The 25,704-nt window shown below is 63.6% G+C and carries 29 protein-coding genes; 15 read left to right on the forward strand and 14 right to left on the reverse strand.

The window, feature by feature from the left end; genetic code table 11:
* Positions 1-58: 58 nt before the first annotated feature.
* From OOT33_RS00335 to OOT33_RS00345, 3 genes are all read right to left on the reverse strand, one after another.
* On the reverse strand, positions 59-1,267 hold the full coding sequence (locus OOT33_RS00335; protein ID WP_307747980.1) for an ABC transporter substrate-binding protein: 1,209 nt from the start codon (positions 1,265-1,267) through the stop codon (positions 59-61).
* Entirely contained in the window at positions 1,264-1,845 is a 582-nt protein-coding gene (locus tag OOT33_RS00340; protein ID WP_307747981.1) for an ANTAR domain-containing protein, read from the reverse strand. The genes OOT33_RS00335 and OOT33_RS00340 overlap by 4 nt, the downstream gene beginning before the upstream one ends.
* A gap of 84 nt (positions 1,846-1,929) precedes the next feature.
* Positions 1,930-2,613: a GcrA family cell cycle regulator gene (locus OOT33_RS00345; RefSeq protein WP_307747982.1), complete on the reverse strand. Its 684-nt coding sequence runs from the start codon at positions 2,611-2,613 to the stop codon at positions 1,930-1,932.
* 139 nt (positions 2,614-2,752) lie between these two features.
* Here OOT33_RS00345 and OOT33_RS00350 point away from each other — a divergent pair, with 139 nt between their 5' ends.
* Entirely contained in the window at positions 2,753-3,589 is an 837-nt protein-coding gene (locus OOT33_RS00350) for an ABC transporter permease (protein ID WP_307747983.1), read from the forward strand.
* On the opposite strand, the gene OOT33_RS00355 is transcribed toward OOT33_RS00350, so the two are convergent.
* Both OOT33_RS00355 and OOT33_RS00360 read right to left on the reverse strand, forming a co-directional pair.
* On the reverse strand, positions 3,586-4,638 hold the full coding sequence (locus OOT33_RS00355; protein ID WP_307747984.1) for an acyltransferase family protein: 1,053 nt from the start codon (positions 4,636-4,638) through the stop codon (positions 3,586-3,588). The two genes, OOT33_RS00350 and OOT33_RS00355, sit on opposite strands and share 4 nt — an antisense overlap.
* Positions 4,635-5,993, reverse strand: coding sequence for a putative O-glycosylation ligase, exosortase A system-associated (locus OOT33_RS00360; RefSeq protein WP_307747986.1), 1,359 nt, complete (start codon positions 5,991-5,993; stop codon positions 4,635-4,637). Before OOT33_RS00360 ends, OOT33_RS00355 begins: the two co-directional genes overlap by 4 nt.
* A gap of 188 nt (positions 5,994-6,181) precedes the next feature.
* Here OOT33_RS00360 and OOT33_RS00365 point away from each other — a divergent pair, with 188 nt between their 5' ends.
* Together OOT33_RS00365 and OOT33_RS00370 are read left to right on the forward strand one after the other, a co-directional pair.
* On the forward strand, positions 6,182-7,408 hold the full coding sequence (locus OOT33_RS00365) for a TIGR04063 family PEP-CTERM/XrtA system glycosyltransferase (protein ID WP_307747987.1): 1,227 nt from the start codon (positions 6,182-6,184) through the stop codon (positions 7,406-7,408).
* A gap of 9 nt (positions 7,409-7,417) precedes the next feature.
* Complete coding sequence (locus OOT33_RS00370; protein ID WP_307747988.1) at positions 7,418-8,278, forward strand: hypothetical protein; 861 nt, start codon at positions 7,418-7,420, stop codon at positions 8,276-8,278.
* 3 nt (positions 8,279-8,281) lie between these two features.
* On the opposite strand, the gene OOT33_RS00375 is transcribed toward OOT33_RS00370, so the two are convergent.
* Together OOT33_RS00375 and OOT33_RS00380 are read right to left on the reverse strand one after the other, a co-directional pair.
* On the reverse strand, positions 8,282-8,722 hold the full coding sequence (locus tag OOT33_RS00375) for a hypothetical protein (protein WP_307747989.1): 441 nt from the start codon (positions 8,720-8,722) through the stop codon (positions 8,282-8,284).
* Complete coding sequence (locus OOT33_RS00380) at positions 8,719-8,910, reverse strand: hypothetical protein (RefSeq protein WP_307747990.1); 192 nt, start codon at positions 8,908-8,910, stop codon at positions 8,719-8,721. Before OOT33_RS00380 ends, OOT33_RS00375 begins: the two co-directional genes overlap by 4 nt.
* A 116-nt stretch (positions 8,911-9,026) precedes the next feature.
* Between OOT33_RS00380 and OOT33_RS00385 the strand changes: the two genes are divergently transcribed.
* The 9 genes from OOT33_RS00385 (at position 9,027) to OOT33_RS00425 (ending at position 15,747) form a co-directional block, all read left to right on the forward strand.
* Positions 9,027-9,725 carry a S24 family peptidase gene (locus tag OOT33_RS00385; RefSeq protein ID WP_307747991.1) on the forward strand — a complete coding sequence of 233 codons (699 nt, stop codon included), beginning with the start codon at positions 9,027-9,029 and terminating at the stop codon, positions 9,723-9,725.
* A 46-nt stretch (positions 9,726-9,771) separates the two neighbouring features.
* Positions 9,772-10,449 carry an MBL fold metallo-hydrolase gene (locus OOT33_RS00390; protein WP_307749254.1) on the forward strand — a complete coding sequence of 226 codons (678 nt, stop codon included), beginning with the start codon at positions 9,772-9,774 and terminating at the stop codon, positions 10,447-10,449.
* Positions 10,450-10,457: 8 nt separating this feature from the next.
* On the forward strand, positions 10,458-10,817 hold the full coding sequence (locus OOT33_RS00395) for a DUF1801 domain-containing protein (RefSeq protein ID WP_307747992.1): 360 nt from the start codon (positions 10,458-10,460) through the stop codon (positions 10,815-10,817).
* Positions 10,818-10,969: 152 nt separating this feature from the next.
* Entirely contained in the window at positions 10,970-11,149 is a 180-nt protein-coding gene (rpmF, locus tag OOT33_RS00400) for a 50S ribosomal protein L32 (RefSeq protein WP_307747993.1), read from the forward strand.
* 30 nt (positions 11,150-11,179) lie between these two features.
* Complete coding sequence (gene plsX, locus OOT33_RS00405) at positions 11,180-12,226, forward strand: phosphate acyltransferase PlsX (protein ID WP_307747994.1); 1,047 nt, start codon at positions 11,180-11,182, stop codon at positions 12,224-12,226.
* Positions 12,226-13,194, forward strand: coding sequence for a beta-ketoacyl-ACP synthase 3 (locus OOT33_RS00410; protein ID WP_307747995.1), 969 nt, complete (start codon positions 12,226-12,228; stop codon positions 13,192-13,194). Before plsX ends, OOT33_RS00410 begins: the two co-directional genes overlap by 1 nt.
* A gap of 168 nt (positions 13,195-13,362) precedes the next feature.
* The gene (locus OOT33_RS00415) at positions 13,363-14,718 is read left to right on the forward strand and encodes an IS1380-like element IS1247 family transposase (protein ID WP_006473457.1); all 1,356 of its coding nucleotides are present in this window, start codon (positions 13,363-13,365) and stop codon (positions 14,716-14,718) included.
* A gap of 288 nt (positions 14,719-15,006) precedes the next feature.
* On the forward strand, positions 15,007-15,303 hold the full coding sequence (locus OOT33_RS00420) for an integration host factor subunit alpha (protein WP_307747996.1): 297 nt from the start codon (positions 15,007-15,009) through the stop codon (positions 15,301-15,303).
* 60 nt (positions 15,304-15,363) lie between these two features.
* A complete protein-coding gene (locus OOT33_RS00425) occupies positions 15,364-15,747 on the forward strand; it encodes a MerR family transcriptional regulator (RefSeq protein WP_307747997.1) in 384 nt (127 codons plus the stop codon).
* Positions 15,748-15,752: 5 nt separating this feature from the next.
* On the opposite strand, the gene OOT33_RS00430 is transcribed toward OOT33_RS00425, so the two are convergent.
* From OOT33_RS00430 to OOT33_RS00440, 3 genes are all read right to left on the reverse strand, one after another.
* Positions 15,753-16,298, reverse strand: a complete 546-nt coding sequence (locus OOT33_RS00430) for a histidine phosphatase family protein (protein WP_307747998.1) — start codon at positions 16,296-16,298, stop codon at positions 15,753-15,755.
* Between the two features lie 146 nt (positions 16,299-16,444).
* Positions 16,445-19,213: a helicase C-terminal domain-containing protein gene (locus tag OOT33_RS00435; protein WP_307747999.1), complete on the reverse strand. Its 2,769-nt coding sequence runs from the start codon at positions 19,211-19,213 to the stop codon at positions 16,445-16,447.
* A gap of 20 nt (positions 19,214-19,233) precedes the next feature.
* Positions 19,234-19,665: a hypothetical protein gene (locus OOT33_RS00440; RefSeq protein WP_307748000.1), complete on the reverse strand. Its 432-nt coding sequence runs from the start codon at positions 19,663-19,665 to the stop codon at positions 19,234-19,236.
* 105 nt (positions 19,666-19,770) lie between these two features.
* Between OOT33_RS00440 and OOT33_RS00445 the strand changes: the two genes are divergently transcribed.
* On the forward strand, positions 19,771-21,363 hold the full coding sequence (locus OOT33_RS00445; protein WP_307748001.1) for a lysine--tRNA ligase: 1,593 nt from the start codon (positions 19,771-19,773) through the stop codon (positions 21,361-21,363).
* Between the two features lie 127 nt (positions 21,364-21,490).
* On the opposite strand, the gene OOT33_RS00450 is transcribed toward OOT33_RS00445, so the two are convergent.
* The 3 genes from OOT33_RS00450 to OOT33_RS00460 form a co-directional block, all read right to left on the reverse strand.
* Positions 21,491-22,012 (reverse strand): RcnB family protein, encoded by a 522-nt coding sequence (locus OOT33_RS00450; protein WP_307748002.1) that lies wholly within the window; start codon positions 22,010-22,012, stop codon positions 21,491-21,493.
* Positions 22,013-22,154: 142 nt separating this feature from the next.
* Positions 22,155-22,898 carry a 2OG-Fe(II) oxygenase gene (locus OOT33_RS00455; protein WP_307748003.1) on the reverse strand — a complete coding sequence of 248 codons (744 nt, stop codon included), beginning with the start codon at positions 22,896-22,898 and terminating at the stop codon, positions 22,155-22,157.
* On the reverse strand, positions 22,895-23,416 hold the full coding sequence (locus tag OOT33_RS00460; protein WP_307748004.1) for a 2Fe-2S iron-sulfur cluster-binding protein: 522 nt from the start codon (positions 23,414-23,416) through the stop codon (positions 22,895-22,897). Before OOT33_RS00460 ends, OOT33_RS00455 begins: the two co-directional genes overlap by 4 nt.
* Positions 23,417-23,775: 359 nt before the next feature.
* On the opposite strand from OOT33_RS00460, the gene rpsU reads away from it, so the two are divergent.
* Together rpsU and OOT33_RS00470 are read left to right on the forward strand one after the other, a co-directional pair.
* Positions 23,776-23,982, forward strand: a complete 207-nt coding sequence (gene rpsU, locus OOT33_RS00465) for a 30S ribosomal protein S21 (RefSeq protein WP_129403936.1) — start codon at positions 23,776-23,778, stop codon at positions 23,980-23,982.
* 76 nt (positions 23,983-24,058) lie between these two features.
* Positions 24,059-24,613, forward strand: a complete 555-nt coding sequence (locus OOT33_RS00470) for an FKBP-type peptidyl-prolyl cis-trans isomerase (protein ID WP_307748005.1) — start codon at positions 24,059-24,061, stop codon at positions 24,611-24,613.
* Positions 24,614-24,844: 231 nt separating this feature from the next.
* Here the strand turns inward: OOT33_RS00470 and lepB are convergent, their stop codons facing one another.
* A complete protein-coding gene (gene lepB / locus OOT33_RS00475) occupies positions 24,845-25,693 on the reverse strand; it encodes a signal peptidase I (RefSeq protein WP_307748006.1) in 849 nt (282 codons plus the stop codon).
* Positions 25,694-25,704: the final 11 nt, after the last annotated feature.

Below are 25,704 nucleotides of genomic sequence, written 5' to 3' on the forward strand. Positions count from 1 at the left end.
TTTGGGCAAGAGGGAAAATTTTGCGTTGCACAAAATGCAATCGTATAGCTCGGACGGCTCAATCCTGCGCGAGATAGGCGTCGAGCTGATCGGGGTCAAACGCGCGGCCGTCGAAGAACCGGTCCGGCCCCAGCAGCAGCCGCCCCTGCACCGTGCCGACGCCCGTGGTTTCGCTGATCCCGCCTTCCAGCTTCGCGCTCGCGCCCGGGAGCGGCACCTGTGTTCCGGCAAAGGCCGCGCGATAGATGTCTGGCCGGAAAACCCGCTGGGCGGCGGCATAGCCCACGTCTGACTTCACGACATGGCCAGCCCGCACCATCTGCGCATAAAGCCACGCCGCCTGGCTGACCCAGGGGAAGTTTGCCGCCTCGCGATGCTGGAACATGAAATCGGGGATGTGCAGCGGTTCCTGCCCGGCGGCGAGGGTGATTCGATCTGCGATCGCCCGCTCGATCAGATGGGCCGAGCCGTCGAGATACTCAGCGCGCGCGAGGATGGCCGCATTTGCGGAATGGCGGGCAGGATCGATGAACACTTCCCCCGCCTTGTAGAGCGCGCGAATCAGGCGGTGGACGATCTCCGGCTCCGCCTCTGCCCGCGCCGCCTGCATCGCAAGCACCTTCTCCACCCCGCGCAACCAGATGTGCGAGGTGACGTTGACGATCACGCCGACGCCGCGCTCCACCGCGACGCTGTTCCACGGTTCGCCCACGCAGATGCCGTCGATCTCGCGCAGGCTGAGCGCCTCGGCGGCGAAGGGCGGGGCGATGGTGACGATCTCGACATCGCGCGCGACATCGACGCCGCTGCCGCGCAGCCAATATTGCAGCATATAGTTGTGGCTGGAATAACGATGCACCACGCCGAAACGCAGCCGCGTCCCTTCACGCGCGCGAAGCGCGATGAGCGCGGCCAGCCTTTGCCCCAATGTGACCGAATCGAGCAGCGCGCCATGCGCGCCGATTGCCTCGGCCAGCGGCGGCGCGATCGTAACGGCATTGCCGTTGAGGCCGAGCACGAACGGCACCGCCATCGGCACGGCCGGGCGGTCCAGCCCCAATGTGGTGGCGAGCGCGAGCGGGGCGACGAGATGGGCGGCGTCCGTTCCGCCATAGATGAGCCTGTCGCGCACCGTGGCCCAGCTCATATCGCGCACCAGTTCCAGGTCTATGCCCTGCTCCTCGGCCAGCCCGAGCTCTTGTGCCAGGATGGGGAGGGCGGCGTCCACCAGCGGGAGGAAACCGATACGAAACGGATCGAGGCTCACAAGGCACCCCCTAACAGATTTTCCGCGGTGACGATGGCCTGCGCGATGTCGGCGATGCGGCGGTTGCTTTGCATCGCGTGGGTGCGCAGCAGCTTGTAGGCGTCCGGCTCGGACAGGCCGCGCTTCTTCATCAGGATCAGCTTCGCCTCGTCCACCACCTTGCGCTCCGCCAGTTGCGAGCGCGCCTCGGCCAGCTCGGTCTGGAGGCGGTTGAAAGCCTGGAAGCGGCGCACGGCAAGATCGAGAACCGGCTTGATTCGTTCCTTGCGCAGGCCATCGACCACATAAGCGGAGATGCCGGCGTCGACCGCCTCTGCGATCGCGCTCTCGTCAGACTGATCGACGAACATCGCGATCGGGCGGGCGAGCGCACGCGAGAGGGCGAAGGTTTCCTCCAGCATGTCGCGGCTGGGGTTTTCGAGGTTCATCAGCACGACGTCGGGCGAGCACGCCTCAAGCTTTGCCGCGAGGCCGTGACGGTCGAGAAAGATGTGCAGGTCGGATAGGCCTGCGTCGCGCAGGCCTTCCTCGATGACGGCCGCGCGCGCCGCGCTGTCATCGATCACCGCTATTCGCATTGTTGCCCACCTTGCTGCATTGCAGCATCAATGGGACGAGTTTTGCCCGCGAGTCAACGGTTCATCGTGGTTAGCGGCAATGCCTCAGCGAACGCGCGGTCCGCCGAAGGGCATCGGTGGCGGCGGGCGGCGGGTGCCGCGCGGCAATTGCGCCTGATAGGCCCGGCCGCAATGCTCGACGCAATAGGGGAAGCCGGGATTTACCTTCTCGCCGCAGAAATGGAAATCCGGCTCGCCGGGGTGACCCATCGGCCATTTGCAGATCTTCTCGGTCAGATCGAGCAGGCTCGTCTTGTCCGCGATCTCCGGGCTGGGCTTGGCGGGCACGAGGCGGCGCGGCGGGGCAGGGGGGATCGGCGCCTGCTGATCACCCGGTCCCTGGCGCATGAAGCCGCCGGGGCCAATCGACACAATACGCTGCTGCGGACGCGGCGCGGGTGCGGCTTCCTGCGGCTGGGGGGCGGTGTCATCCATGTCGAACGGCGGAACATCCGCGTCATTGCGAGCGGGAGAGGGGTTGGCAGAAAGCGTTGGGGCGGCGGCGCGAGGTTCTGTGCCCGGCGTGTCAGGCTTGCGGATTATTGGCTTTTTGCGCGGCGTTTCATTGGCCTTGACGGGCGACGGGCGCGACTGAAGACCGAGGCGATGCGCCTTGCCGATAACCGCATTGCGGCTCACTCCGCCCAGCTCGTCGGCGATCTGGCTGGCGGTCATGCCCTTTTCCCACATGGACTTGAGCTGATCTATGCGTTCGTCGGTCCAGGACAAGACTCACTCCATCACTTGATGCTGTTTTGGCGGCTGAGGAGCGCATATGGCGTTTGCCGACTCGTATATCAACCGCTTTACGCGAATCGCGCCGGTTTTGCCTTGCCCCCCCACGAGCCAGCCGATAATCGGGCTCGCTATGACAGATCAGACCCAGCCCGCGCACCCCGTTCGGTTTTCCGAGCCGGGCGTGCCGCGCATTCGCCGCATCAACTGGTCCGGCACGCGTGCACTCTATATCAAGGAAGTGCGGCGCTTCATGAAGGTGCAGCTCCAGACGATCTGGGCGCCGTCGATCACGACCTTGCTCTATCTCATCATCTTCACGGTGGCGCTGGGTGGGCAGCGGCGCACAGTGCTGGGCGCGCCGTTCGCGGATTTCATCGCGCCCGGCCTCATCATGATGGGGATGATCCAGAACGCATTCGCCAATTCGAGCTTCGGCATGCTGGTCGGCAAGATTCAGGGTACGATCGTCGATTATCTGATGCCGCCCATTTCCACGGCGGAGCTGCTGTTCGCGCAGGTGGCGGCGGCGATGACGCGGGCCGCGTTCGTGGGTGTCGCCATCGGCATCGCGATTGCGCTGTGGCCGGGTGTACACATCGCGCCGCGCCACATCTGGGCGATCCTGGTTTTCTGGGCGCTGGGGACGATGTTCGTCAGCTTTCTCGGTGTGCTGACCTCGATCTGGGCGGAGAAGTTCGATCATGCGGCGGCGATCACCAACTTCGTGGTCGCGCCCTTGTCGCTGCTTTCGGGCACATTCTATTCGGTGGACAGGCTCTCGCCCGTTTTTCAGGCGATCAGCCATGCCAACCCGTTTTTCTATGCCATCTCCGGCTTTCGCTATGGCTTTCTGTCAGTCGCGGATACCGAGGTGGTGCGCGGCATGGTGGTGCTGGGTGGGTTGAACGTGGTGCTCGGCTTCCTGTGCTACGCCCTGCTGAAAAGCGGGTGGAAAATCCGGCCTTAAGCTTGCCGCCGACCGGCGAGCCTGCGCCCCGGCTTCTCGACGCCGTGATAGAGGATGACGGACGCCGCGAGGGTTAGCAGCATGAACAGCGCGACCCGATGTGGCGGGATGTTCGCGGCGTTGTCGACGAACGCGATCTTGAACCAGATGAACAACATGAAGTGCGACAGATAGGTCGCGTAGCTGATCTCGCCCAGATAGACGAGCGGCCGCGCGATCCGTCCGCCGCGCTGCGAATGGTCCGCGATCAGATAGATGAGCGCGGCGGTGACGAGCGGGAAGGCCACCAACTCATTGGTGAAGCCGCTCGCCCAGCCGAGGCTGCCTGCGAGAACTGCAAGCACTGCCATGATACGCGAACGCCGATCCACGCCCTGTTGCCACAAGGCGCAGAGCAGGCAGCCGATGCTGAACTCTGCGATGCACCGCGCGAGGCCGCTCCGCACGATATGGCCGCCGAGGTTGGTATAGCCCATAGCAAGCATGCCGGCCGCCAGCGCGGCGATGAGGCAGGCGATGGCCCCCCAGATCACCCAGCGCGGCGCGCGCGCTAAGGGCTTGAACAGCAGCACGAGCAGCGGAAACAGCAGGTAGGCCGCGAACTCGGTACTGATTGACCAGGCGGGGTGGTTCCAGCTCAAATCCGGGGTAAAGCCCCAGTTCTGGAGCATCAGGACATGCAGCGGCAGCTCTGCCCACGGATAGCCCGCCGTGCTGCGCCCGGTCGCCTCGAGCAGCAGGGCGAACCCCACGGTCAGCGTGAGCATCACAGCGTAGAGAGGGTAAATGCGCGCGAGCCGCCGCCGCAGGAAGGCAGGTGTCGCAGCCAGCCCACGCGCTGTGAACTCGCCGCTGGCCGAGAGCCAGATGACGAAGCCCGACAGGATGAAGAAGAAATCGACCGCGAGGTATCCTTTATGGATTACCTGCAGCACATCGGCGGGCAGCCAGGGCATGCCGCTGCGGATATGGAACAGCACGACGAACCACGCAGCGATGCCGCGGGCGGCGGTGAGGCCGTCAAGCTGGGGTCTTGGTGAGGTGCTCATGCGGGGCGGGCGCTCGCCCTGCCGACAAAGATCGGCACCGCACCCTCTGCCTTGCGCAGCCGGGCGAGATAGGTCGAGAGGCCGATCTGCAACGCCAGCAACATGAACACGAACGGCTGATATGCGATGCCGACGAAGGCCGCGCCGAGCAGATAGATGAGGTGCCCCTGCTGCAATGCCAGCGCCAGGGGCGCGACCCACGCCTCATCCTCGCGCCCGCGCTGAGTATAGAGCCGATAGACACGGTGCGTCGAAACCAACGACAGCAGATGGATCAACGCCCACAGCAGAAAGCCGGGATAGCCCTGTTCGCCTAGCATCTCGAAATAGGCGCTGTGGTAGGCGCGGCCTTCCTCGATGATATGCTCCTTGACGATGCGCTTGTCGTTTCCGATCCCCTCGGTGCGGAGCGCATCATATTCGAACCTGTTGGCGCGATAGGCATCGAACCCACCGCCCATGGGATGGGTCTTCACATAATCAAGCGTCCATTTCCACACCTCGACACGGGTGGAGGCGCTCTGGTCGCCCTGATAGTTCTTGATCGTGCCCATGCGCTCCGTGAAGCTGGTTGGCAGGAAGGGGATGGCGACCAAGAGCAGCGCGGCGATGCCGAGGCCATATTGCAGGCGCTTCTTGCTGCGCCACAGGAACAACGCGCCCAGCAGGATGATGCAGAGCAGGCCGGTGCGCGTTACCGTGCCGATGGGAATTAACAGGCACGCGCCGCAGAGCGCGACGATATAAAAAGTGACAAGGCGGCTGGGGCGAAAAATCGTGCCGTGTTTCGACAGCCACAGGATCAGCGGAATTATCGCGATAGCCACCATCGAAATGGTGGAGCCTTCATACAGGCCGCTATTGTCCTCCACCATGAGGTTGAGTTCGCCATAGCCTCCGCCGGACATGATGGTCTTGATGCCGCCGGTGACGATAATCGTGCTGGCGCACAGCACCATCACCAGCGCCAGCGCTTCGATGCGCAGGCGCGTGCGCAAAGTGAGCGGGAGAAAGATCGCGAAGACCAGGCTCTTCCACACCCATGCCCATTTGGCCTGCGCGTCGATAGGGAAATCGGCGTGGGTGGTGGTGTATACGCACCAGACGAGCAGCGCCACCATGAGGATCTGTCGCCAGGAAAAGCGGCTGTCGCGTTTGTTGTCGATCAAGAGCCATCCGCCGAACGCGCCCGCGAAGGCGATCAGCGATATGGGGATGGAATTGAGCAGGAAATAGCTGAGCCGCTGGGGCGAGACGATGTCGATGTAAGCGTAGGTCAGCACGAAAAGGAACGGGCGCTTGAGCGCGATGAGGAACATCGCGCCGAGAAAGATCAGGAAGAAGATGTCACGCATCGCGCGACTTTCCGTGCTCCTCGGTGTCCAGGTCTGCGCGGCGCAGCAGCCTCCAGCAGGCAAGGAACACCAGCGCGTGGCTCAGTAGCAGGGAGAATGTGTCGATCATCGCGCGCTTTTTCCGAGCCAGTCCTTAGCCGATCATGGTTGACGCGGCGTTAAATATTTGCGCGCTAAGGAGGCCGAATATGACGCGCGTTCTGCACATCCTCGATCACAGCCTGCCGCTGCATAGCGGCTATACCTTCCGCACGCGCGCCATCCTGCGCACGCAGATCGCGCAGGGGCTGGAGGTGCGGGGGCTGACCGGACAGCGACACAGCGCGAGTGGACCGGCGGTCGAAACCATCGACGGCATCACCTTTTTCCGCACGACTGCGCCGCGCCGGGGTGGTCTGCCGCTGGTGCGGGAACTGCGCGAAGTTGCCGATCTGGAACATGCGCTGGAAGGCGTGATCCGCAGCTGGCGGCCGGATATCATCCACGCCCATTCCCCTGTTTTGAACGCACTCTCCGCGCAGCGGGTCGCGCGACGGCACGGCATCCCCATGCTCTATGAGATCCGCGCCTTCTGGGAAGATGCGGCCGTCAGCAACGGCACGGCGACGGAAGGTGGCCTGCAATATCGCCTGACCCGCTGGCTCGAAACGCGCGCGGTGAAACGCGCCGATGCGGTGGCGGTGATCTGCGAAGGGCTGAAGGGCGATCTTGTGGCGCGAGGGATAGACCCTGCCAAAACCATCGTCTCCCCCAATGGCGTGGACATGGAGATGTTCGGCGACCCTGTGTCGCCTGATGCCGCCTTGCGGACGACGCTGGGGCTGGAGGATGCCGAGGTGATAGGCTTTATCGGCAGCTTCTATGACTATGAGGGGTTGGACGACCTCATCGCGGCGATGCCGATGCTGGTTGCGGCGCGCCCGAAGGCGAAGCTGCTGCTCGTTGGCGGCGGGCCGATGGAGGTTGCCCTGCGCGCTCAGGCAGACGGATCGAGCGCGCGTGAGGCGATCCGTTTTGTCGGCCGCGTGCCGCATGACGAGGTGGAGAATTATTACGCGCTCACCGACATCCTCGCCTATCCGCGCAAGGCCCAGCGGCTGACCGAACTGGTGACGCCGCTGAAACCCCTGGAGGCGATGGCGCAGGGGCGGTTGGTAGCGGCGTCGTCCGTCGGCGGGCACAGGGAGCTGATCGAGGACGGCGTGACCGGGACCTTGTTTGAGCCCGACAATCCCGCTTCGATTGCCGATGCGCTCGGGCGCCTGCTTACCGATCGCGCTGGATGGGAGGCGCGCCGCGCCACTGCCAGAGCCTTCGTGGAGCGTGAGCGCAACTGGGCCGTCAACGTCAGCCGTTATCAACCTGTTTACCATATTCTGGTTGAAAAGGCCGGGAAACGCCTTCGAGCAGGCTGAAGGACCACCGTGAAACGCCGTGACGCCCATATCATCCTCGTCGCACTCGCCGGATTGGGCGGGGCGGGGGCGGGCGCGCTCATTCCTGTGGACATGCTGGAACTGGCAAGCCGCGCCAGCGGTCTCGCACAGGCCCTGCCCGCCGCAGCACCGCCGCTTGGCGATACGGCGCGGGGATTGTTTATCGGCATCGCAGGGCTCGGAACCGCCGGGCTTGCGGCGCTGATTTCACCGTGGCGTGGACGCATACCCCATAAAAATACAAGGGATCGCGATATGACATTCATGGAAACTGCATTGGGCGGGTTGTTTCGCCGCAGGGCCAAGCGCGTCGAGCATGTGGAAGCCGCGCCTGCCGAACAGCAGGAAATAGAGTTGCCACCCTCGGTCCGCCGCGCCGACGCCCACCCTGATGCACCACCGCGCGCGCCGTTGATGGTCAGCCGCGATCTGGCCGGTGGACTGTCATCGCTGATCGAAGAAGAGCCGCGAGGCCCGATCGTGGAGGACATCACCGGACTGGCGCTGCCGCGTGCGCCCGAGCCGCTGCCCTGGGAGGCGATAGAAACCGAGATGAGCCGCCTGCTGGATCATGTGCGCTTTCGCGCGGTGGAAACCGCGCCCTATATGCCGCAACCGGTTAATGCGGCGCCTGCCCCCACCGAGCCTACGATCAGGGATCTGACCGAACGGTTGGAGCGGGGCATTGCCCGCCGTAGAAGCGACCCGGTTGTTGCCCAGGCATTCCAACCCGCAGATGCGATCGATCCTGATGCCATGCAGGAGGCGGAAGGGGAACCGGCAAGCCGGTCCCCCGACCTTGACGCCGCGCTGGCGGCTTTGCGTGGCCTCAGCGCTCGCGTGGGGTGATCCTTACCAGTCTTCGACGGTCAGCACCGTAACGCGCAATACGGGCAAGCCTGCCGAGTCCTGAAGCGCTTGGTTGGCGGTGGCTCCCCCGCTTTCGGCGGCATGCCCCCATTCGTCGACGCAGGCGTCTGCCACGATATGCCCGGCAATGGTGAACTCGGCTTCCGGCAGTGCGTCGGCAAAGCGGGCAGCGCGTTCTGCGGCATCGTCACCGGCAAAGCGCAGGATAACCCGATGCTGTGCGCCGATGAACGTTGCGCTCGCCCATGGGCGCGAGGAACTGGCGACCACGGCTATGTTCGGCCCGGCAAACTCTGACAGGCATGCTATTACCCGTACATGAGGGTCTCGTCTTGGCGGGCGCGGCCAATCACGGCTGCGTAGCCGCTTCAGCTCGCGCGTTGGAGGAACGGAATGGCGGGCGGCAGGCTGGGGGCGGCTCATTGGCTGATGGCTCCATTTCGGAATATGTTCATGAAATGTTCTATCTTTCGGATCATTCTGGGACTAGGTTCTCGCCCATTTCTCATGTCGAACACGAGTCGCGGGTCGCGCACGGCGTCCCGCCCGAAACGAGTAGGAGCCATCCCCGTGTCGCGCAGAAAACTCTCGATCTTTCGCAATATGACCATTACTTTTTCTCCTTTTTACAATGGCTTGATAGCCCCGATTCGACAAATAGGAATAATCCTATATTTCGGTCAAAATCCAACTTGTCTAGGAAATTTCTTAAACACATGGGGCCAATATGGATGAGAATGCGCCGCGCGAGTTTCTTGCCAAGCTCATCGCCGATCGGGGCGAGAACTATGGTTCGCTTTCACGCCTTCTCGGGCGTAATGCTGCGTATATTCAACAGTTTATAAAACGCGGTACTCCCCGTAAGCTGGACGAGGAGGACCGGCGCCTGCTTGCGCGCTATTTCGGTGTTGATGAGATGATGCTGGGCGCGCCAGGGCCGGGCGCACCGCCGCATATGCTGTCCGATCAGCGCCAAGAATCTAAGATATTTCCTAAGCTTGAGAGTGTCGTTGCCATCCCGCGACTGTTGGTCGAGGCATCCGCGGGGCACGGCGCGCTCGCCGACGACGAAGAAAAAGTCGCAACCATCGGGTTCGACAGGCACTGGCTGAAACAGCTCGGTCTATCGCCTGAAACTGTCTCCATTATCGATGTAAAAGGCGAATCCATGTCTCCTACTCTCGTCGATGGCGACACGATCATGGTCGATCGCGCAGACGGTGCAGAGCGCTTGCGCGATGGCATATATGTATTGCGGCTCGATGATGCGCTGATGGTGAAGCGTGTTGCCCTGTCTCCGCAACGCGGTGTGGCCGCGTTGACGGTGTCGAGTGACAATCGGCATTATCCTACATGGCAGGATGTCGACCCTGCGCTCGTCGATATCGTCGGACGTGTGGTCTGGAGCTGCCGCAGGCTGATATGATGAACAAGTGGTTGCAAGGGGCGCGATCCTCGCCCACATCGCAGTCATGACCGACACTGCCGCTCAAGCCGGCCCGCCGTTGCGCGCCGCGATCATCCCTGTCACCCCGCTTCAGCAGAATTGCACTCTGCTGTGGTGCACCGCCACCATGCGCGGCGCATTCGTTGACCCCGGCGGCGACCTCGACCGGCTCAAAGCCGCCGCTCGTGAGCAGGGTATCACGATCGAAAAGATACTCGTAACGCATGGCCATATCGACCATTGCGGACAGGCAGGTATTCTCGCCGCAGAGCTGGGCGTGCCGATCGAAGGCCCGCATGAGGACGACCGCTTCTGGATCGCGCGACTGGATGAGGACGGCAGCAGATTCGGCGTGGAAGGCCGGGTGTTTGAACCGGATCGTTGGCTGGAGGGCGGAGACACCGTGCAGGTAGGCGATCTCACGCTCGATGTCATTCATTGCCCGGGTCACACGCCGGGGCATGTCATTTTCTATCACGCCCCATCGCGTCTGGCGATTGTGGGCGATGTATTGTTTCAGGGCTCGATCGGGCGGACGGACTTTCCGCTCGGCAACCATCAGCAGTTGATCGACGCGATCACTCAGCGGCTCTGGCCGTTGGGCGACGATGTGGCCTTTGTGCCCGGACATGGACCGATGAGCAATTTCGGGCATGAGCGCGCGACGAACCCATTTGTGGGTGACCGCGCGCTGGCAAGGTAAGACAAGGAGTGACGGTCGAGGAATATATCGCTTCCAGTGCAGAGATCGCCCGGCCTGCGCTGCGCGAAATCCGCCGGATGGCACGGGCCCTGTGCCCTGACGCGCAGGAGGCAATGAGCTACAGGATGCCAGCGTTCCGGCAGGGCAGGGTGTTCCTCTATTTCGGGGCATTCCGGCATCATATCGGTATCTATCCGCCGGTGACGGCGCCTGTTGATCTGGTGGAGACGCTGGCCCCCTACCGCGGGCCGAAGGGCAATCTCCAGTTCCGCTTCGCAGACGGCATCCCCTATGATGTCATAGAGCAGGTGATCCTATCCCTGCATGCCTCCTACGCGGTGATGAGCGAGGCGCGCGGGAGACAATAACTCTTGCCCTGACGCAAAAACCCGCTATAGGCCCATGACTTCGCGACAGCCGGGGTGCGCTTTGCGCAGTCGGTTCCGCGTCGGCCCAGCCGATGCAGAGCCTTCCCTGAACGTCGCATCAACTGATTGTAGATACGGATACAGGTGCCGACATGGCTGTCCCGAAGCGGAAAACATCTCCATCCAAGCGCGGCATGCGCCGCAGCCATGACTCGCTCAAGGTAGAGGCATTCCAGGAATGCACGAACTGTGGCGAGCTGAAGCGTCCGCATCATCTGTGCACCGCTTGTGGCCACTATAACGGCCGCGAAGTCATCGCCGTCGGGGCCTGATTCGGGACCGCTGACATTCAGGGGGGACATGTGACCGGCAAGCCGCATATCGCCATAGACGCGATGGGCGGTGACGAAGGCGTGCGCGTCATGATGGCGGGCGTAGCCGAAGCCCGCCGTCGGCATGACGGCCTGCGCTTTACCCTGTTCGGCGACGAGACGCGCATCAAGGCCGCGCTCGATAACCATCCCAATCTGCGCGCTGCATCAGAAATCGTCCATACCGATGGCGTGGTGGATGCGAGCGAAAAGCCTGCAGCAGCGATCCGCCGCGCCAAGAGCACATCGATGGGCCTCGCGATTGACGCGGTGAAGCGCGGCGAGGCCGGCGCTGCGGTTTCGGCCGGCAACACGGGTGCGCTGATGGCCATGGCCAAGCTCGCGCTGCGCACCATGGCGGGGATCGATCGCCCGGCGCTCGCTGCGTTGCTGCCCACATTGGGCGACAATGACGTGGTGATGCTGGATCTGGGCGCCAATACCGAATGTGACGCGCGCAATCTCGTTCAGTTCGCCGTGATGGGCGCTGCCTATGCCCGCGCGGCAATGGAGCTGGAGCGTCCGCGCGTCCGCCTGCTCAACATCGGCACCGAAGACCTCAAAGGCACGGACGAGATTCGCGATGCCGCCGCCATCTTGCGGGGCAGCCCCCAGCTTGCGATGCAATTCGACGGTTTTACCGAAGGCGACAAGCTGGCGCGCGGCGAGGCCGATGTGATCGTGAGCGATGGTTTTTCCGGCAACATCGCGCTCAAGACAGCGGAGGGAACCGCTCGTTTCGTCACGGACCTGCTGCGTCGGGCCTTTACCAGCTCGACCCGCTCGAAGATCGGGTTCCTGATTTCCAAGCCCGCCATGCACCTGTTGAAACATCATCTTGATCCCAATCAGCATAATGGCGCTGTGTTCCTGGGCCTCAATGGCGTGGTGGTGAAAAGCCATGGCAGCGCGAACGCGACCGGGGTAGCCAACGCCGTTCATGTCGCCGCGCGCCTGCTGGAGGCCGACATTACCCAACGCATCACCAGCGACCTCGCCCGCATCGACGTCCTCGGCAAAATGGAGCTTGCCTCCTGATGATTCGCCGATCGGTACTCCTGGGCACCGGCTCGGCCCTGCCCGCGCGATCCGTCAGCAATGCCGAAATGGCCGAGCGTGTCGATACCAGCGACGAATGGATTCGCGAACGCACCGGCATCACCAATCGCTATATCGCTGGCGAAGGGGAGACGACCGCGACCTTGGGTACCGCCGCTGCGCGCGCGGCACTCGATGCAGCGGGGCTCGACGCCACGCAGATTGACCTCATCATCCTGGCGACGGCGACCCCCGATCAGACCTTTCCGGCGAGTGCAACCAAGGTGCAGGCGGCGCTCGGCATCAACGACTGCGTTTCATTCGATGTCGCGGCGGTGTGCTCCGGCTTCCTTTATGCGTTGAGCGTGGCGGACAGCATGATTCGGTCGGGCGCGGCGAACAAGGCGCTGGTGATCGGGTCGGAAACCTTTTCCCGCATCCTCGATTGGGAAGACCGCACAACCTGCGTGCTGTTCGGCGATGGAGCGGGTGCGGTTGTGCTCGGCGCCGAGGAAAGCGCCGATGGCGCGCGCGGAATCCTCGCCACCAAGCTGCACGCGGACGGGCGGCATAACGAACTGCTCTATGTCGACGGGGGGCCATCCACCACCGGCACCGTCGGTAAGCTGCGGATGAAGGGGCAGGAGGTATTCCGCCATGCCGTCACCAACCTTGCTGCGGTCCTGCGCGAAGTGTTGGAAATCGCAGGCGAGAGCGCGGATCATATAGACTGGGTAGTTCCGCATCAGGCCAACGCCCGCATTCTCGATGCTACAGCGCGCAAGCTCGGCCTCGCGCCCGAAAAGGTGATTGTTACCGTAGACCAGCATGCCAACACATCGGCGGCGTCGGTTCCGCTCGCGTTCGATCTTGCGGTGCGCGACGGGAGGATCAAACCAGGCGATCTGGTTGTGATGGAGGCGATGGGCGGCGGGTTTACCTGGGGCGCCTGCCTGATCCGCCTGTAATAATTGTAAATTCCCGCCAATTTTGCTCCGTTCTGGCGCAAATTAGAACGGATTCCGTTTAGCGCACTTGCAAACCCACATTTCCCAAGTAAGGCGCTGATTTCGCTGTCCTGACCATTATATTTCCTATATAAAACATGGTGTTGAAGGCTGCGAGGGGCGCGTTTCATGGATCACCCAGAGGGTGCGGGCTTGCAACGGGCAGATCGGGTGGATTTCGACCCTCGCGTGCGGCTGGAATTTCGCGGCACGCAGCTCAGTTCCGACGGCGGCCTTCTGGTGATGCGCGAGCTTGATGACGCGCTCGGGTTGTCCGATTTGGCGTCAGCGGCGCTGCGCGATACTCGCTCTGGCAAGAACACGGTCCATCGGCTCGACGGCCTGTTCCGGCAATCAGTCTTTGGGCGGCTGGCCGGATACGAGGATGTCAACGACGCCAACCGTCTCGCCTGCGATCCGGTCATGCGCCAAGTTGTCGGCGGCAGAGCGGTCGATGCACAAGCGGCCTCGGCATCGCAGATGGGACGGTTCGAGACCGAGACGCTGGCTCTGGCCGGGAACCGTGCCGCGCTGGCCGACCTGAACGGGCAATGGATCGACCGGTTCCATGACCGTAACGGGCTGAAGTACATCGTTCTGGACATGGACAGCTCGGTCAGCCCGACCCATGGCGACCAGGAAGGGTCCGCCTGGAATGGCCATTTCGACTGTAGCTGCTATCACCCCAACTTTCTGTTCAACCAGTTCGGGATGCTGGAACGCTGCGCCCTGCGCCATGGCAACGTCCACAGCGCCGATGGCTGGCGTGATGTTCTCGACCCCGTCATTGCGCGCTACGCGGAGCGCGACCTTGGTGGCAGGTTCTTCCGGGCCGATGCTGCCTACGCGATCCCGGCGATCTATGAGCGATTGGAAGAAGCGCGGTTCTTCTACGCCATCCGGCTGCCCGCAAACGCGGTCCTCAAGGACAAGATCGCGCATCGGCTAACGCGCCCTGTCGGGCGGCCGTCACTGACCAAGGTCAAGCGGTTCTTCGAGGAATTCGAGTATCAGGCGGCGTCCTGGGACAAGGAACGCCGGGTGATCGCCAAGATCGAATGGCATCCGGGCGAACTGTTCCCGCGTGTCGGCTTCATCGTCACCAACCTGCCGATGGAGCCGGACTGGGTGGTGCGGTTCTACAACCAGCGCGGCACCGCCGAGCAGCACATCAAAGAGGGCAAATACGCCTTTCGCTGGACGCGGCTGTCGTGCCGGAAGTTCCGCGACAATGAGGTGCGGCTGCAACTGCACGCCCTGGCGTACAACCTGGCCACCTTCTTGCGCTGCATCGAGCTGCCCGAGGCCATGGCCGACTGGTCGTTGACCAGCCTGCAACTGAAGCTGATCAAGATCGGGGCACGTGTGGTCCGTCACGCCCGCACCATCACCTTCCAGCTGGCCGAGGTCGCTGTCACCGGCACGATGGTACGCGCCATCCTCGCCGCTATCCGCCGATTGCGAGCGCCACCGCTATGCGCATGATCGCGATCCACGCTCAAACTGAACGAAAGCGGCTGGACAGATCTGTCCGCTGCGCTGAAAAACGCCGCCCCTGGGCAAGGAAACAGCGGCTTCGCGGTCTGATCCGTCCAGATCCAGCAGTCTGCGCGACCGCAGGTGCCGCTTGCGGCAGAAAATCCTTGTCTAGCGCTCGGATACAGGCGATCTTCACCTCAAACGCCACGCCACTTGGGGAATGCAGGGCAAAAGGCATCCGCTTGGGGAATCAAGTGCGCAATTCTAGGTGGGAAGAAGAGAAAGAACCATATCATGGGGGGTAGAGAAACGCTGACGCGCGCTGATCTGGCGGAAAGCCTGAACGGCAGAGTGGGGCTGTCCCGCGCGGAGTCTGCGAGGATTGTCGAGTCCATACTTGACATGATGTGCGAGGCGCTCGCGCGCGGCGAGAACGTCAAGATTTCTGGGTTCGGCACCTTTGTGCTGCGTGACAAGTCTGCGCGGGTCGGCCGTAATCCAAAAACCGGAATAGAGGTGCCGATCACGCCACGCCGGGTGCTGACCTTCCGGCCGAGCCAGATCATGCGCGAGCACGTTGCCAAGGCCTGATATAGGCGGCAGCGCGCGCTGACCGATTGACGAGATCGGCCTGCCCGGTAAAGTGGGGGCATGACCAAGCAATCCGGTGCCTTTCTCACGATCGGCGAACTTTCCGCTGAACTGAATGTTCCGCAGCACGTCTTGCGCTATTGGGAAACGCGCTTTCCGGCGCTGCGCCCACTCCAGCGCGCGGGCAATCGCCGCTATTACCGGCCTCACGACGTCGAGCTGGCCCGGCGCATCCACCGCCTGCTCAGCGTGGAAGGCTACACCGTGCGCGGCGCGCAGCAGGCGCTGGCGGGTGTGGCGTCGGCTGGAGAGAAAGCGCCGAACCGCGAGCCTGCACCGGCCAAGGTTGCGGAAGACAGCCCGAGGCCTGTCTCGCTCGGCGATAGCGACATTCTCGCGCGCCTCTCCGCCGTTCGCGCCAAGCTGGTCGCGGCGCTGGACTGAAGGCTTCAGTCGGCGTCCGGCCCCAAAGAGGGATCGAGATCGCGCGGGCGGGTGAGAGCGCTGAGGCGGGCGCCGCCCTTGCTGTCCAGCCCGGCCCAATCGCTGCCATCCCAGGTCAGCACGGCGAGCGACGCCGTCGGAAACTTCACCTCCACCTCAGCGCGGAGCGGGGAGGATCCGTCATCTGCCACCAGATCGAGAATCAGATCCTCCAGCCCCGGATTGTGGCCGGCCATCATCAGAGTGCCTATGTCCGGCGTCGTCTCCCGAATGATGTCGAGGAGGGTGGCGGACGACGCCAGATAGATGCGCCGATCCCACTCCGTATCGGGCAGTGTGCCCGCGCCTTCGCGAAACCCCTCCAGCGTCTGGGTTACACGCACGGCCGGCGAGGCAATCAGTCGCTCAGGCGCCAAGCCATCTGACGCCGCCTTCTTGCCCATCATTACGGCCGCGCGCACTCCCTTGGCATTGAGCGGCCGATCGAAATCGCGCAACTCCGGATCGTCCCAGCCCGATTTGGCGTGGCGCAGCAGGATCAGGGTCTTCATTGTTGCGGCATCCTCGATTTCACGTCTGATCCGAAATGCGCCTGCTTTGCAGTATTTCGGATGTTCGGCACCAACCCACTCCCCCTCCCAACCTCCCGATATCGTATCCTATGGGAGGTTGACCGGGGGGCGGGCTGGTGCCGCTGTCACACTACGCCCTGATGCACCAAAGGCGTTGCAAATCCAAGTCGTTCGCTCACTGTAATAACCGCTTCATCAAGGGTGGTGCGCCGGATCGGGACACCAGGCGGAAAGGCGCTCAGCAAGCGGCTGGGCATCGCGGCAGAGAGGATGACGAACACGCCCTTGTCGTCCGCCCGGCGGATAAGGCGGCCAAAGGCCTGCGCAAGCCGCGCACGGATGATTGCGTCGTCATAAGCATTGCCGCCACCATCCTCGGTCTTGGCGGCAAGCTTGCGGGCGGCGTGGAGCACGGTGGGCTTGGACCAGGGCACCCCCTCCATGATGAGGAGACGCAGCGAATGGCCGGGCACATCCACTCCGTCACGCAGCGCATCGGTGCCGAGCAGTGAGGCCCGCATGTCGTCACGGAAAATGTCCACCAGGGTCCCGGTGTCGATCGGGTCGACATGCTGGGCGTAGAGCGGCAGGCTGGCGCGTGCCAACCGGTCGGCGATGCGGGCGTGCACGGCGCGCAGACGGCGGATGGCGGTGAACAGGCCGAGCGCGCCGCCGTTCGACGCCTCGATCAGCCGCGCATAGGCGGCAGAGAGGGCAGCAATGTCTCCGCGCTTCACATCGGTAACGATCAGCACTTCTGCCTGTTCGGCATAATCGAACGGGCTGGCCGCCTCGAATCGCTGGACCGGCCCATCGATATGCACTGCGCCTGTGCGCGCCTCGGCCCGCGCCCAGCCTTCCCCGAGGCTGCCGCGCAGTGTGGCGGAGGTGAGCAACGCGCCGTGCGCGCCTTTCAGCACCGCCTCGGCAAAAGGGCGGGTAGGATCGAGCCAGTGGCGGTGGAGGCCCATGTCATATTCGCGCCCCTCGAACCGATCGACCGCCAGCCAGTCGACGAAATCCGGGTTGCCCGGGCCGCCGACGCGGGCGAGCAGTGCGATCCACGCCGAGAGCAGATCCGTGCGCCATTGCAGCGAGCCGATCGCTCCCTCGATCCGCGCGCGGGCGGGGCCATCCATCCAGTCCGGCGCGTCGGTGAGGAGGGCTTCGAGGCGCTTGGCGAGATGGTTGAGGGGGCGGAGCAGGCTGTCCAGCGCGACTGCGGCGTCGGTCGCGGCCTCCACGAGCGCGCCGTCCGGCTCGGCCAGTTCTGCCTCCAACCCGTAACCTGCGTCGGCGTCCGATGCCTTGCCGTCCTCCGCGCGGGCGAACACATGGGCGCGCACCGCGCACAGCAGGCGCTCGACCGGACCGAACGGCTCGCCCTGAACGACGCGCTTCAGCCATTCGTCGGCAGGGAGCAGGTTGGCAGCGTCGCGCGCATGGGCAATCGCGGCGGCGCCTTCAGCGTCATAACTCGCGACATCGGCGAGGCGGGCGGAGAGGCCACGCCGACGACCGCGCGCCGTGCCTTCCGGGCCGATCACCCAGCGACGCAGCTCGATCGTCTCCTGACCCGTCAGCGCGACGGCGAAGGTCGAGTCTGCGGCGTCGAAAATGTGGTGCGCCTCGTCCAGGATCAGGCGGGTGGGCGCGCCGCCCTCGTCACGCCCGCGCGCCGCGTTGATCATCACCAGCGCATGATTGGCGATGACGATATCGGCCCGTGCCGCGCCGCGCACGCTGTGCTCGATGAAGCATTTGCGGTAATGCGGGCAGCCCGCATAGACGCATTCTCCCCGGCGGTCGGTCAGCGCGGTCGAGCCGTTGCGGCGGAACAAGGTGGGCAGCCAGCCGGGGAGGTCGCCGCCGACCATATCTCCATCTTTGGTATAGGCAGCCCAGCGCGCGACCAGCTGAGCCAGAATCGCCGCGCGTCCCGAAAAGCCGCCTTGCAGCGCATCTTCGAGATTGAGCAGGCAGAGGTAGTTCTCGCGCCCCTTCCGCACCACCACATGCGGGGCTGCCCGCGTGCCGGGAACGGTGGGGATGCGCCGCGTCTCGGCGTCAAGCTGGCGTTGCAGCGCCTTGGTGTAGGTCGAGACCCACACGGCGCCGCCGGCGCGCTCCGCCCATAAGGATGCCGGCGCGAGATAGCCCAGCGTTTTGCCGATGCCGGTGCCTGCCTCGGCCAGCAGCATGTTCGGCCGGTCTCGCTCCCTGCGCGGGGCGAAGGCGGTGGCGGCCGAGAGTGCATAGGCCTTCTGGCCGGGCCGTGGTTCCGCGGCATTGCCCGTCAGGGACGCCAGCCGTGTCTCGATTTCCTCAGGGGCGGGTGTGTAGATGCGCGGGGCGGGGCGAGGGGCGGCTTCCTCCCACTCCGGCAGGCGGCTGAACAGCCAGCGATCATTGTCTTTCGGGCGCTCGAGGCGCGGGAGAACCAGCGGCGCCCACGGCCAGCGCAGCCTTTGAAGCGATTGCGCGGACATCCAGGCGCCTTCCCGCTCGGGCCAATCCGGCATGACCAACTGCGCCAGCAACGCGCTTGCGGCCGCGATCAGCAGGGCTGGGATGTCCTGTTCCCTCTGCGGCCCGTTCAGCCCCAGCGCACGCGCCAGCCCGGCGGGCGTGGGGACGAGAAAGTGCGCTGGATGGACGAACGCCCACAGCTCCAGCAAATCGAGGCCGGACAGCGCGTCATAGCCCAGCCGCTGGCCAGTCAGTGGCGCGTTGAGGAGCAGGACCGGCGTTTCCGCCGCAATCGAGACGGCCTCTCCCCGCGTGACGACGCGGGCCTCGCCGCCCGCCTCGCACAGCCAAAGTCCGGCATGGCTGGCGTGGAGCGCTGGCAGAGGTGGAATGGCGGGAGGAGAGCCGGTGGTCACTTCGCCCATGTAGCGAAGCGAGGAGACGCTTACAAACCCCGGCGACCAAATCCGGCAACGGGCCGCCGCATCGGGTTGAGCGGCGTGCGTGCGGGCAGATGTGCGGTAGGCATCGGAGCGATGAGATTGTTCGCGGCCCCGCTTTTCTGCCGCACCTCATGATCGAGCACGGCCTGCTGCAACCGGGTGTAGAGCGGGCCATCCTCCAGAGCGAACGGGAAGCGCGCGCCGATCCGGTCATCCTCCGCCCATGCGACGATGCCGAACAGGATCTGCCCCTCATATTCGATTTGAAAATGCGCGCCCGGCGCAAGGCTGATGCCGTCGATCAGCGCGCCATGCTCGGTGAGGTTGCGCAGCACGGCGTCAGACGTCACCAGTACGCTCGATATCCGCACCGGAATATCCACCGGAATGCGCATCTCGCGCTTGTACTGAATCTGGTCGTTCTGGCGTTCCATCATTGCCCAAAGATAGCAGTACAGGCTTAATCTGCGGTAAACCGTGAAATGGGAGCAACCGAGAAAGAGCTTAAATTTCTGTACGGAGGCGGCTAAGGGGCGCGCATGACCGACATGACGACATTGCGCGAAGCCGCCCTTATTTCCAAAGCCTGGCCGCATGAGGAGGCGCGCAAGGTGTTGAAGCGCCTTGGCAATGCCGCGCCTGCCAAAGGCTATGCGCTGTTCGAGACCGGATATGGGCCGTCTGGCTTGCCGCATATCGGCACCTTCAACGAGGTGTTGCGCACGACGATGGTCCGCCGCGCCTTCGAGGAAATGTCCGATATCCCCACGCGCCTGATCGCCTTTTCGGACGATATGGATGGCTTGCGCAAAGTACCGGACAATGTGCCGAATCAGGGGATGCTGAAAGAGCATCTGGGAAAGCCGCTCACCGCGATTCCTGACCCGTTCGGCAAGTTCGACAGCTTCGCCGCGCATAACAATGCGATGTTGCGGGAGTTTCTGGATCGGTTTGGTTTCGACTATGATTTCCGCAGTTCGACCGAGCAATATCGTAGCGGCGCGTTTGATGAAGCGCTGCGCAATGTTCTGCGCAACTACCAGAAGATCATGGACATCATGCTCCCCACGCTGAGGGCGGAGCGCGCGGCGACATATTCACCTGTGCTCCCCGTCAGCCCCCGGTCCGGCGTGGTGTTGCAGGTTCCGCTGGAGGTGGTGGATGCGGAAGGCGGCGTCGTGCGGTTCGAGGACGAAGGGGAGGTCATCGAGCATTGCATCCTCTCCGGCGGGGCGAAGCTGCAATGGAAGGTCGACTGGGCGATGCGCTGGGTCGCGCTGGATGTCGACTATGAGATGTATGGCAAGGATTTGACCGACAGCGGCGTGCAATCCGGCAAGATCGCGCAAGTGCTGGGCGGGCGGAAGCCCGAGGGGCTGATCTACGAGATGTTCCTCGATGAAAAGGGCGAAAAGATCAGCAAGTCCAAGGGCAACGGCCTGTCCCTGGAGGAATGGCTGACCTATGGCAGCGAGGAAAGCCTTGCCTTCTATGCCTATCGCGAGCCGAAGAGCGCCAAGCAGCTCCATATCGGCGTAATCCCGCGCGCAGTCGATGAATATGAGCAGTTTCGCGGCAATTACGCATCCCAGCCGCTCGACAAGCAGCTCGGTAACCCGGTGCATCATATCCACGCGGCGCGGGGAGAATCCGTGCCCGAACAGGCGCTGCCCGTCAGCTATGGGTTGCTGCTGAATCTCGTTGGCGTGATGGGAGCTGAGGCGACAGCGGAGCGGGTGTGGGCCTATCTGTCAAACTATGTCGAGGGCGCGTCGCCTGACAATTATCCGCAACTCGCCGGACTCGTCGGCAACGCGCTCGCCTATAACCGCGATTTCGTGGCGCCGACATTGAAGCGGCGCAAGCCGGAAGAGCACGAGGCCCGCGCGCTGGCCGAGCTCGATGCACAGCTCGGCGCGCTTCCCGAGGATGCCTCGGCTGAAGACATCCAGAATATCGTCTACGCAATCGGCAAGGATCCACATTATGGGTTTGAGCAGCTGCGGGACTGGTTCAAGGCGCTGTATCAGACGCTGCTCGGCGCCGATCAAGGCCCGCGCATGGGCAGCTTCATCGCGCTCTATAGCATAGAGAACAGCCGGCGGCTGATCGCGGAAGCGCTGGGGGCATAAGAAAAAGGCGCCCGTTTGATGCAGGCGCCTTTCCCATTCGGATATCGCTGTCCGCTGATCTTTCTCTCGTCATTCCCGCTTTCGCGGGAATGACCGAGAGGCGTGCCGACTCTGATAGGGTCGCCGGTTACCAGAAGAAGCTGTAGTACACGTCGATCACCCGGCCGCTGCGCAGGTCGATCAGCAGCACGTCGTCATAGTTGCGGACCCAACGGGCATAGCCCGGAGCGGGCGGCAGACGATAGCGCCACGGATCGTTCACATAATAGCGCGGGGCATAGTATATCCGGCTGACGCGCGCGCCACGATCCCAGCGGTGGTAGCGATCCGGCCCGCGCCAGTTTCCGCGCGAGTAGATGCGCGGGTTGTCGCGGCGATAGTCGCGCAGCTCGCGGGAATAGCGATTTTCCGCACGATGCACGTCGCGCCGTTCCTCGCGGATGTCGCGGCGGTCGCCGTCCCGATAGGCCTCGCGCAGCTCGCGGCGCTCCTGATTGAGGTCGCGGCGGGCATCGCGCACATCGCCACGGTCCTCGCGCCGTTCCTCGCGATGATCACGGCGCCAGTCCTGCGCGTTGGCGGTCAGGGGCAGGGTCACGCCGGTCAGCGCGGTGGCGGCCATCGCGGCGGAGAGTATCAGTTTACGCATAGTCGTTCTCCTCATTCCTTTCGGCGGGCTGTGCCTTGCCGACAGGATGCTTATCGCTGATTCGTTCTGAACGATGCGGGAATGGCAGGTTCAGCAAAACGAAAGGGTGATGAGCAGCTGAGGTTAACGCCCGGAACCGCTTTTAGAGCCATGCGCGTTCGCGGAACCACAGGGTCAGCACATATTTGACGCCTGCTTCCACCGGCCGCGCATAATGCGCGCTGTCTGTGTTGGGCGCACCATCCTTGCCCATGTTGTTCCATAAGAGGAGCGCACCTTCGGTGGGGGTGACGGACAGGGCATTGCTGACGAACTGCGTCTCGCCGCCAGCCTCGACATCGGAGCAATAGAGCATCGCCGTCCATGTCCGCTGGCCGCCCATCTCGCGCATGTCGGGCCAGTATGTGTCGTTCAGCGGGAAATAGTCCCAGTGCGGTTTATACTCCTGCCCCGGCGTGTAGCGCTGACCCTGCAATGTTTCGGTGAAGCGCGGTTCGACGCCCATCAGCGCGCAGATGCGCTCTGTTATGGTGGAAACGAGCGGGTCTGCCCGGTCCATGTGGCAGCTGTGGCTGGTGCGATATTCCGGCCCCTGTGTGCCCGAGAACAGGATGGAGGGCTGCGCGCCTGCGTCGATCATCGCGCGCAGTGTGGCGCACTCGGCAGGCGTCGCGAAATGCGGGCGCAGGAAGAGGTCGAGTCGCGCATCGCCCAGCCGCTCGATCATCGGGTTGCGACCCAGCTTGGCGGTGACCTTTTGCCCGATGGCCGCGCGCGCGGCAGAGGGTTGGTCGGCGTCGTCAGGATACGGGCCGCCCTGCGGGATGGCAGCCTCGCCCGCCTGTTTGCGTGAGCCGAACAAGGGCAGACGCGAGAGCAGGCTCATTCCGCAGGCTCGGCTGAACCAGCCGCTTCCTGCTGCTCAATGGGACTTGGCGCGGCCGTCGCCGGACTGCTCATCATCCCCGCCGCCCGGCGGATCGCGGCACGGATGCGCGGATAGGTGCCGCAGCGGCAGATATTGGTAATGGCTGCGTCTATATCAGCGTCAGACGGCGCGCGGTTCTTCTTCAGCAAAACGGCGGCTGCCATGATCATGCCGGGCTGGCAATAGCCGCATTGCGGAAGGTTAGCCTCGATCCATGCCTGCTGAACCGGGTGGCTGCGGTCGGTCGAGAGCGCCTCGATCGTGGTGACAAAGCGCCCCTCGCACGCCGCGATGGAAATGCGGCAGGAGCGCACAGCCTCGCCATCGACATCGACCGTGCATGCGCCGCAGTCCCCGGTGCCGCAGCCATATTTCGCACCGGTAAGGTTCGACGCATCGCGCAGCGCCCACAGCAGCGGCGTCTCTGGGTCCATCAGATAACGCACGGGGCGGTCGTTCACCGTAAAGCTCGTCATGATCGGGCTTATGGCTTTGAGCGTGGTCAGCCCGCAACAGTTATATGCATGATCGGAAACAGGTAGCTGTGTCGCGTTTCGGACGCACGGCTCCAACCCACTCCCCCACCCGACCTCCCATAGAATACGCTGCTGGGAGGTCGGCTGGGGGAGAGGGCCGGTACGGCATATCCGCGTGAGCGGATCAAACACTCGTCCAAAAGACAGGAATCAACTTGATGTTAAGCGCTTTCGCTGATAGGGCGCGCCGATCACGACGCAGCTCATAGCTTGCGGCGCTAATTTTTTGTTGTTTTTCGGCTGTGTGCTTGGTGAATGACTCGCCCTCCAGCCATGCTAGATTGGAGCAAGACGGCCTTATGCAAATCATCGTCCGCGACAATAATGTCGATCAGGCACTCCGCGCGCTCAAGAAGAAGCTGCAGCGCGAGGGCGTGTATCGGGAGATGAAACTGCGCCGTCATTACGAAAAGCCGTCCGAGAAGCGCGCCCGCGAAAAGGCCGCCGCTGTGCGCCGCGCCCGCAAGCTGGAGCGCAAGCGCGTGGAGCGTGACGGCAGCCGGTAAGGCTCTGGCAATGCGCGTTGGGGCAGGCCCGGCGCGCATTTTTTCTGATTTCTTGTGAAATATTGGGGCTGATTCCATGTCCGTCACCGCCGTTCCGCTTCGTCCGATCGCCAAAGGCTCGCTGGGCCGCTTGTTGATTGGGGTGGCGGCAGTAGCGCTGGCGGCGGCAGGCCTCGCCTATGCCGGGCAGCGCAACCTGGAGCCGTCAGGCACTGCGTTCCTTGCCAACAACGCCAAGCAGGCGGGCGTGATCACCACCGACAGCGGCCTGCAATATCAGGTCATCCGCGAGGGTCAGGGGCCCAGCCCGACGGCAGGCGACATCGCGCTGGTGGGCTATACCGGCACGCTGGTTGACGGCAAGGTGTTTGACCAGAACGAGCAGGCGGCGATGCCGGTTGACGGCGTTGTGCCCGGGTTCAGCGAGGCGCTGCAGCTGATGAAGCGCGGCGGCGAGTACAAGATCTTCATTCCGCCCGCACTCGGCTATGGCGACAAGGAGTCCGGCCCGATCCCGGCCAACTCGGTGCTGATCTTCAATGTGAAGCTGCTCGATTTCAAGTCCCGCGCCGAGATCATGGCGATGCAGCAGCAGATGCGCCAGCTCCAGGGCGAGGGCATGCATCCCTGATTTGGGGCTGGGGCAAGTTTCGACTTATTCCACCACCGTCTTGCTGGACTTATTTCAGCATCCGTTGTGCGGCAGGATCGACGCCAAGATCGAGCAGTACCCGCGCATCTCGAACCCTGCGAAATAACAGTATCGGGCCAAGCTCGGGACCTCAGTCGACGGAAGACCTTGAGGCTTGATGGATGCTGAAACAAGTTCAGCATGACGTTATGGTACGTCAGTTAGTCTTCGTCAGTCGCGCTGCGCATGTAAACTCGCGCCTGCACGGCCTCCGCGCAGGGAGGTCCACCAGCTGAGCGGATTCCAAAGGCTCGTCGTGCCGTCTACCGAGAAGGTGATGAACTCGGCGCGGCCGCCAATGCTTTCAAACGGCACCGGACCACCCAAGCCCCGTTCGGCCAAGGTCGCCCGGCTGTCCGCGCTGTTGTCGCGGTTGTCGCCCATGAGGAAGAGGTGCCCTGCGGGTATTTTTTCCGGGCCGTACCAGTCGAGCGCGCTGGGGCCGACGTCGATGACCTGATAGCGGCGGCCATTGGGTAGCGTTTCCTGGGCAACGGGCAGGCGGCAATAGCGTTTCCCGTCCTGCCCCGCGACCAAAGCGCCCGGGAACTGCCCGGCCGGGCAGGGGGCGTTGGCATCGACCGGCAGCATCAGCGGCGGCAGAGTCCGTTGCGGCACCGGCACGCCATTCAGGATAACGGTGCCCCCGCGCACTTCGATCGTGTCGCCGGGAAGCCCGATCACGCGCTTGATGTAGTCCTCGCGACTATGGCGGGGCGTGACGATGACGACGTCACCGCGCTCCGGCAGGCGGCCCAGCACGCGCCCCGGCATAAAGCACAGCGGGTGAAAGCTCAGCGAGGCATAGGACCAGCCATAGGGATATTTGCTCACCACCAGCCGGTCGCCCTTCAGCAGCACCGGCATCATCGACTCGCTGGGGATATAGAAAGGCTTGGCGATGAAGCTGTGAAAGCCCAAGACGCAGAACAGGAGCACGGCAAGGCTCTTGAATTCGCCCCACCAGTCGACGCCGCGCGTGGCGGGCCGTGCGGGAGTGCTCTCGGCGATGTCTGTCATATGCCCATCAT

Origin of the sequence: Sphingobium sp. DEHP117, assembly GCF_030867385.1 — a bacterium.
In the GTDB taxonomy this organism is placed as follows: domain Bacteria; phylum Pseudomonadota; class Alphaproteobacteria; order Sphingomonadales; family Sphingomonadaceae; genus Sphingobium.

Excerpts from the sequence above, each read along its gene's own strand:
- OOT33_RS00420 (WP_307747996.1), top strand. The coding sequence starts at position 15,007 with ATGGGGGGTAGAGAAACGCTGACGCGCGCTGATCTGGCGGAAAGCCTG.
- OOT33_RS00425 (WP_307747997.1), top strand. The coding sequence starts at position 15,364 with ATGACCAAGCAATCCGGTGCCTTTCTCACGATCGGCGAACTTTCCGCT.
- rpmF (WP_307747993.1), top strand. The coding sequence starts at position 10,970 with ATGGCTGTCCCGAAGCGGAAAACATCTCCATCCAAGCGCGGCATGCGC.
- OOT33_RS00365 (WP_307747987.1), top strand. The coding sequence starts at position 6,182 with ATGACGCGCGTTCTGCACATCCTCGATCACAGCCTGCCGCTGCATAGC.
- OOT33_RS00455 (WP_307748003.1), bottom strand. The coding sequence starts at position 22,898 with ATGAGCCTGCTCTCGCGTCTGCCCTTGTTCGGCTCACGCAAACAGGCG.
- OOT33_RS00430 (WP_307747998.1), bottom strand. The coding sequence starts at position 16,298 with ATGAAGACCCTGATCCTGCTGCGCCACGCCAAATCGGGCTGGGACGAT.
- OOT33_RS00385 (WP_307747991.1), top strand. The coding sequence starts at position 9,027 with ATGGATGAGAATGCGCCGCGCGAGTTTCTTGCCAAGCTCATCGCCGAT.
- rpsU (WP_129403936.1), top strand. The coding sequence starts at position 23,776 with ATGCAAATCATCGTCCGCGACAATAATGTCGATCAGGCACTCCGCGCG.
- OOT33_RS00450 (WP_307748002.1), bottom strand. The coding sequence starts at position 22,012 with ATGCGTAAACTGATACTCTCCGCCGCGATGGCCGCCACCGCGCTGACC.
- OOT33_RS00350 (WP_307747983.1), top strand. The coding sequence starts at position 2,753 with ATGACAGATCAGACCCAGCCCGCGCACCCCGTTCGGTTTTCCGAGCCG.
- OOT33_RS00470 (WP_307748005.1), top strand. The coding sequence starts at position 24,059 with ATGTCCGTCACCGCCGTTCCGCTTCGTCCGATCGCCAAAGGCTCGCTG.
- OOT33_RS00355 (WP_307747984.1), bottom strand. The coding sequence starts at position 4,638 with ATGAGCACCTCACCAAGACCCCAGCTTGACGGCCTCACCGCCGCCCGC.
- OOT33_RS00360 (WP_307747986.1), bottom strand. The coding sequence starts at position 5,993 with ATGCGTGACATCTTCTTCCTGATCTTTCTCGGCGCGATGTTCCTCATC.
- OOT33_RS00375 (WP_307747989.1), bottom strand. The coding sequence starts at position 8,722 with ATGAGCCGCCCCCAGCCTGCCGCCCGCCATTCCGTTCCTCCAACGCGC.
- OOT33_RS00380 (WP_307747990.1), bottom strand. The coding sequence starts at position 8,910 with ATGGTCATATTGCGAAAGATCGAGAGTTTTCTGCGCGACACGGGGATG.
- OOT33_RS00445 (WP_307748001.1), top strand. The coding sequence starts at position 19,771 with ATGACCGACATGACGACATTGCGCGAAGCCGCCCTTATTTCCAAAGCC.
- OOT33_RS00390 (WP_307749254.1), top strand. The coding sequence starts at position 9,772 with ATGACCGACACTGCCGCTCAAGCCGGCCCGCCGTTGCGCGCCGCGATC.
- OOT33_RS00440 (WP_307748000.1), bottom strand. The coding sequence starts at position 19,665 with ATGGAACGCCAGAACGACCAGATTCAGTACAAGCGCGAGATGCGCATT.
- OOT33_RS00435 (WP_307747999.1), bottom strand. The coding sequence starts at position 19,213 with ATGGGCGAAGTGACCACCGGCTCTCCTCCCGCCATTCCACCTCTGCCA.
- OOT33_RS00410 (WP_307747995.1), top strand. The coding sequence starts at position 12,226 with ATGATTCGCCGATCGGTACTCCTGGGCACCGGCTCGGCCCTGCCCGCG.
- OOT33_RS00460 (WP_307748004.1), bottom strand. The coding sequence starts at position 23,416 with ATGACGAGCTTTACGGTGAACGACCGCCCCGTGCGTTATCTGATGGAC.
- lepB (WP_307748006.1), bottom strand. The coding sequence starts at position 25,693 with ATGACAGACATCGCCGAGAGCACTCCCGCACGGCCCGCCACGCGCGGC.
- OOT33_RS00340 (WP_307747981.1), bottom strand. The coding sequence starts at position 1,845 with ATGCGAATAGCGGTGATCGATGACAGCGCGGCGCGCGCGGCCGTCATC.
- OOT33_RS00415 (WP_006473457.1), top strand. The coding sequence starts at position 13,363 with ATGGATCACCCAGAGGGTGCGGGCTTGCAACGGGCAGATCGGGTGGAT.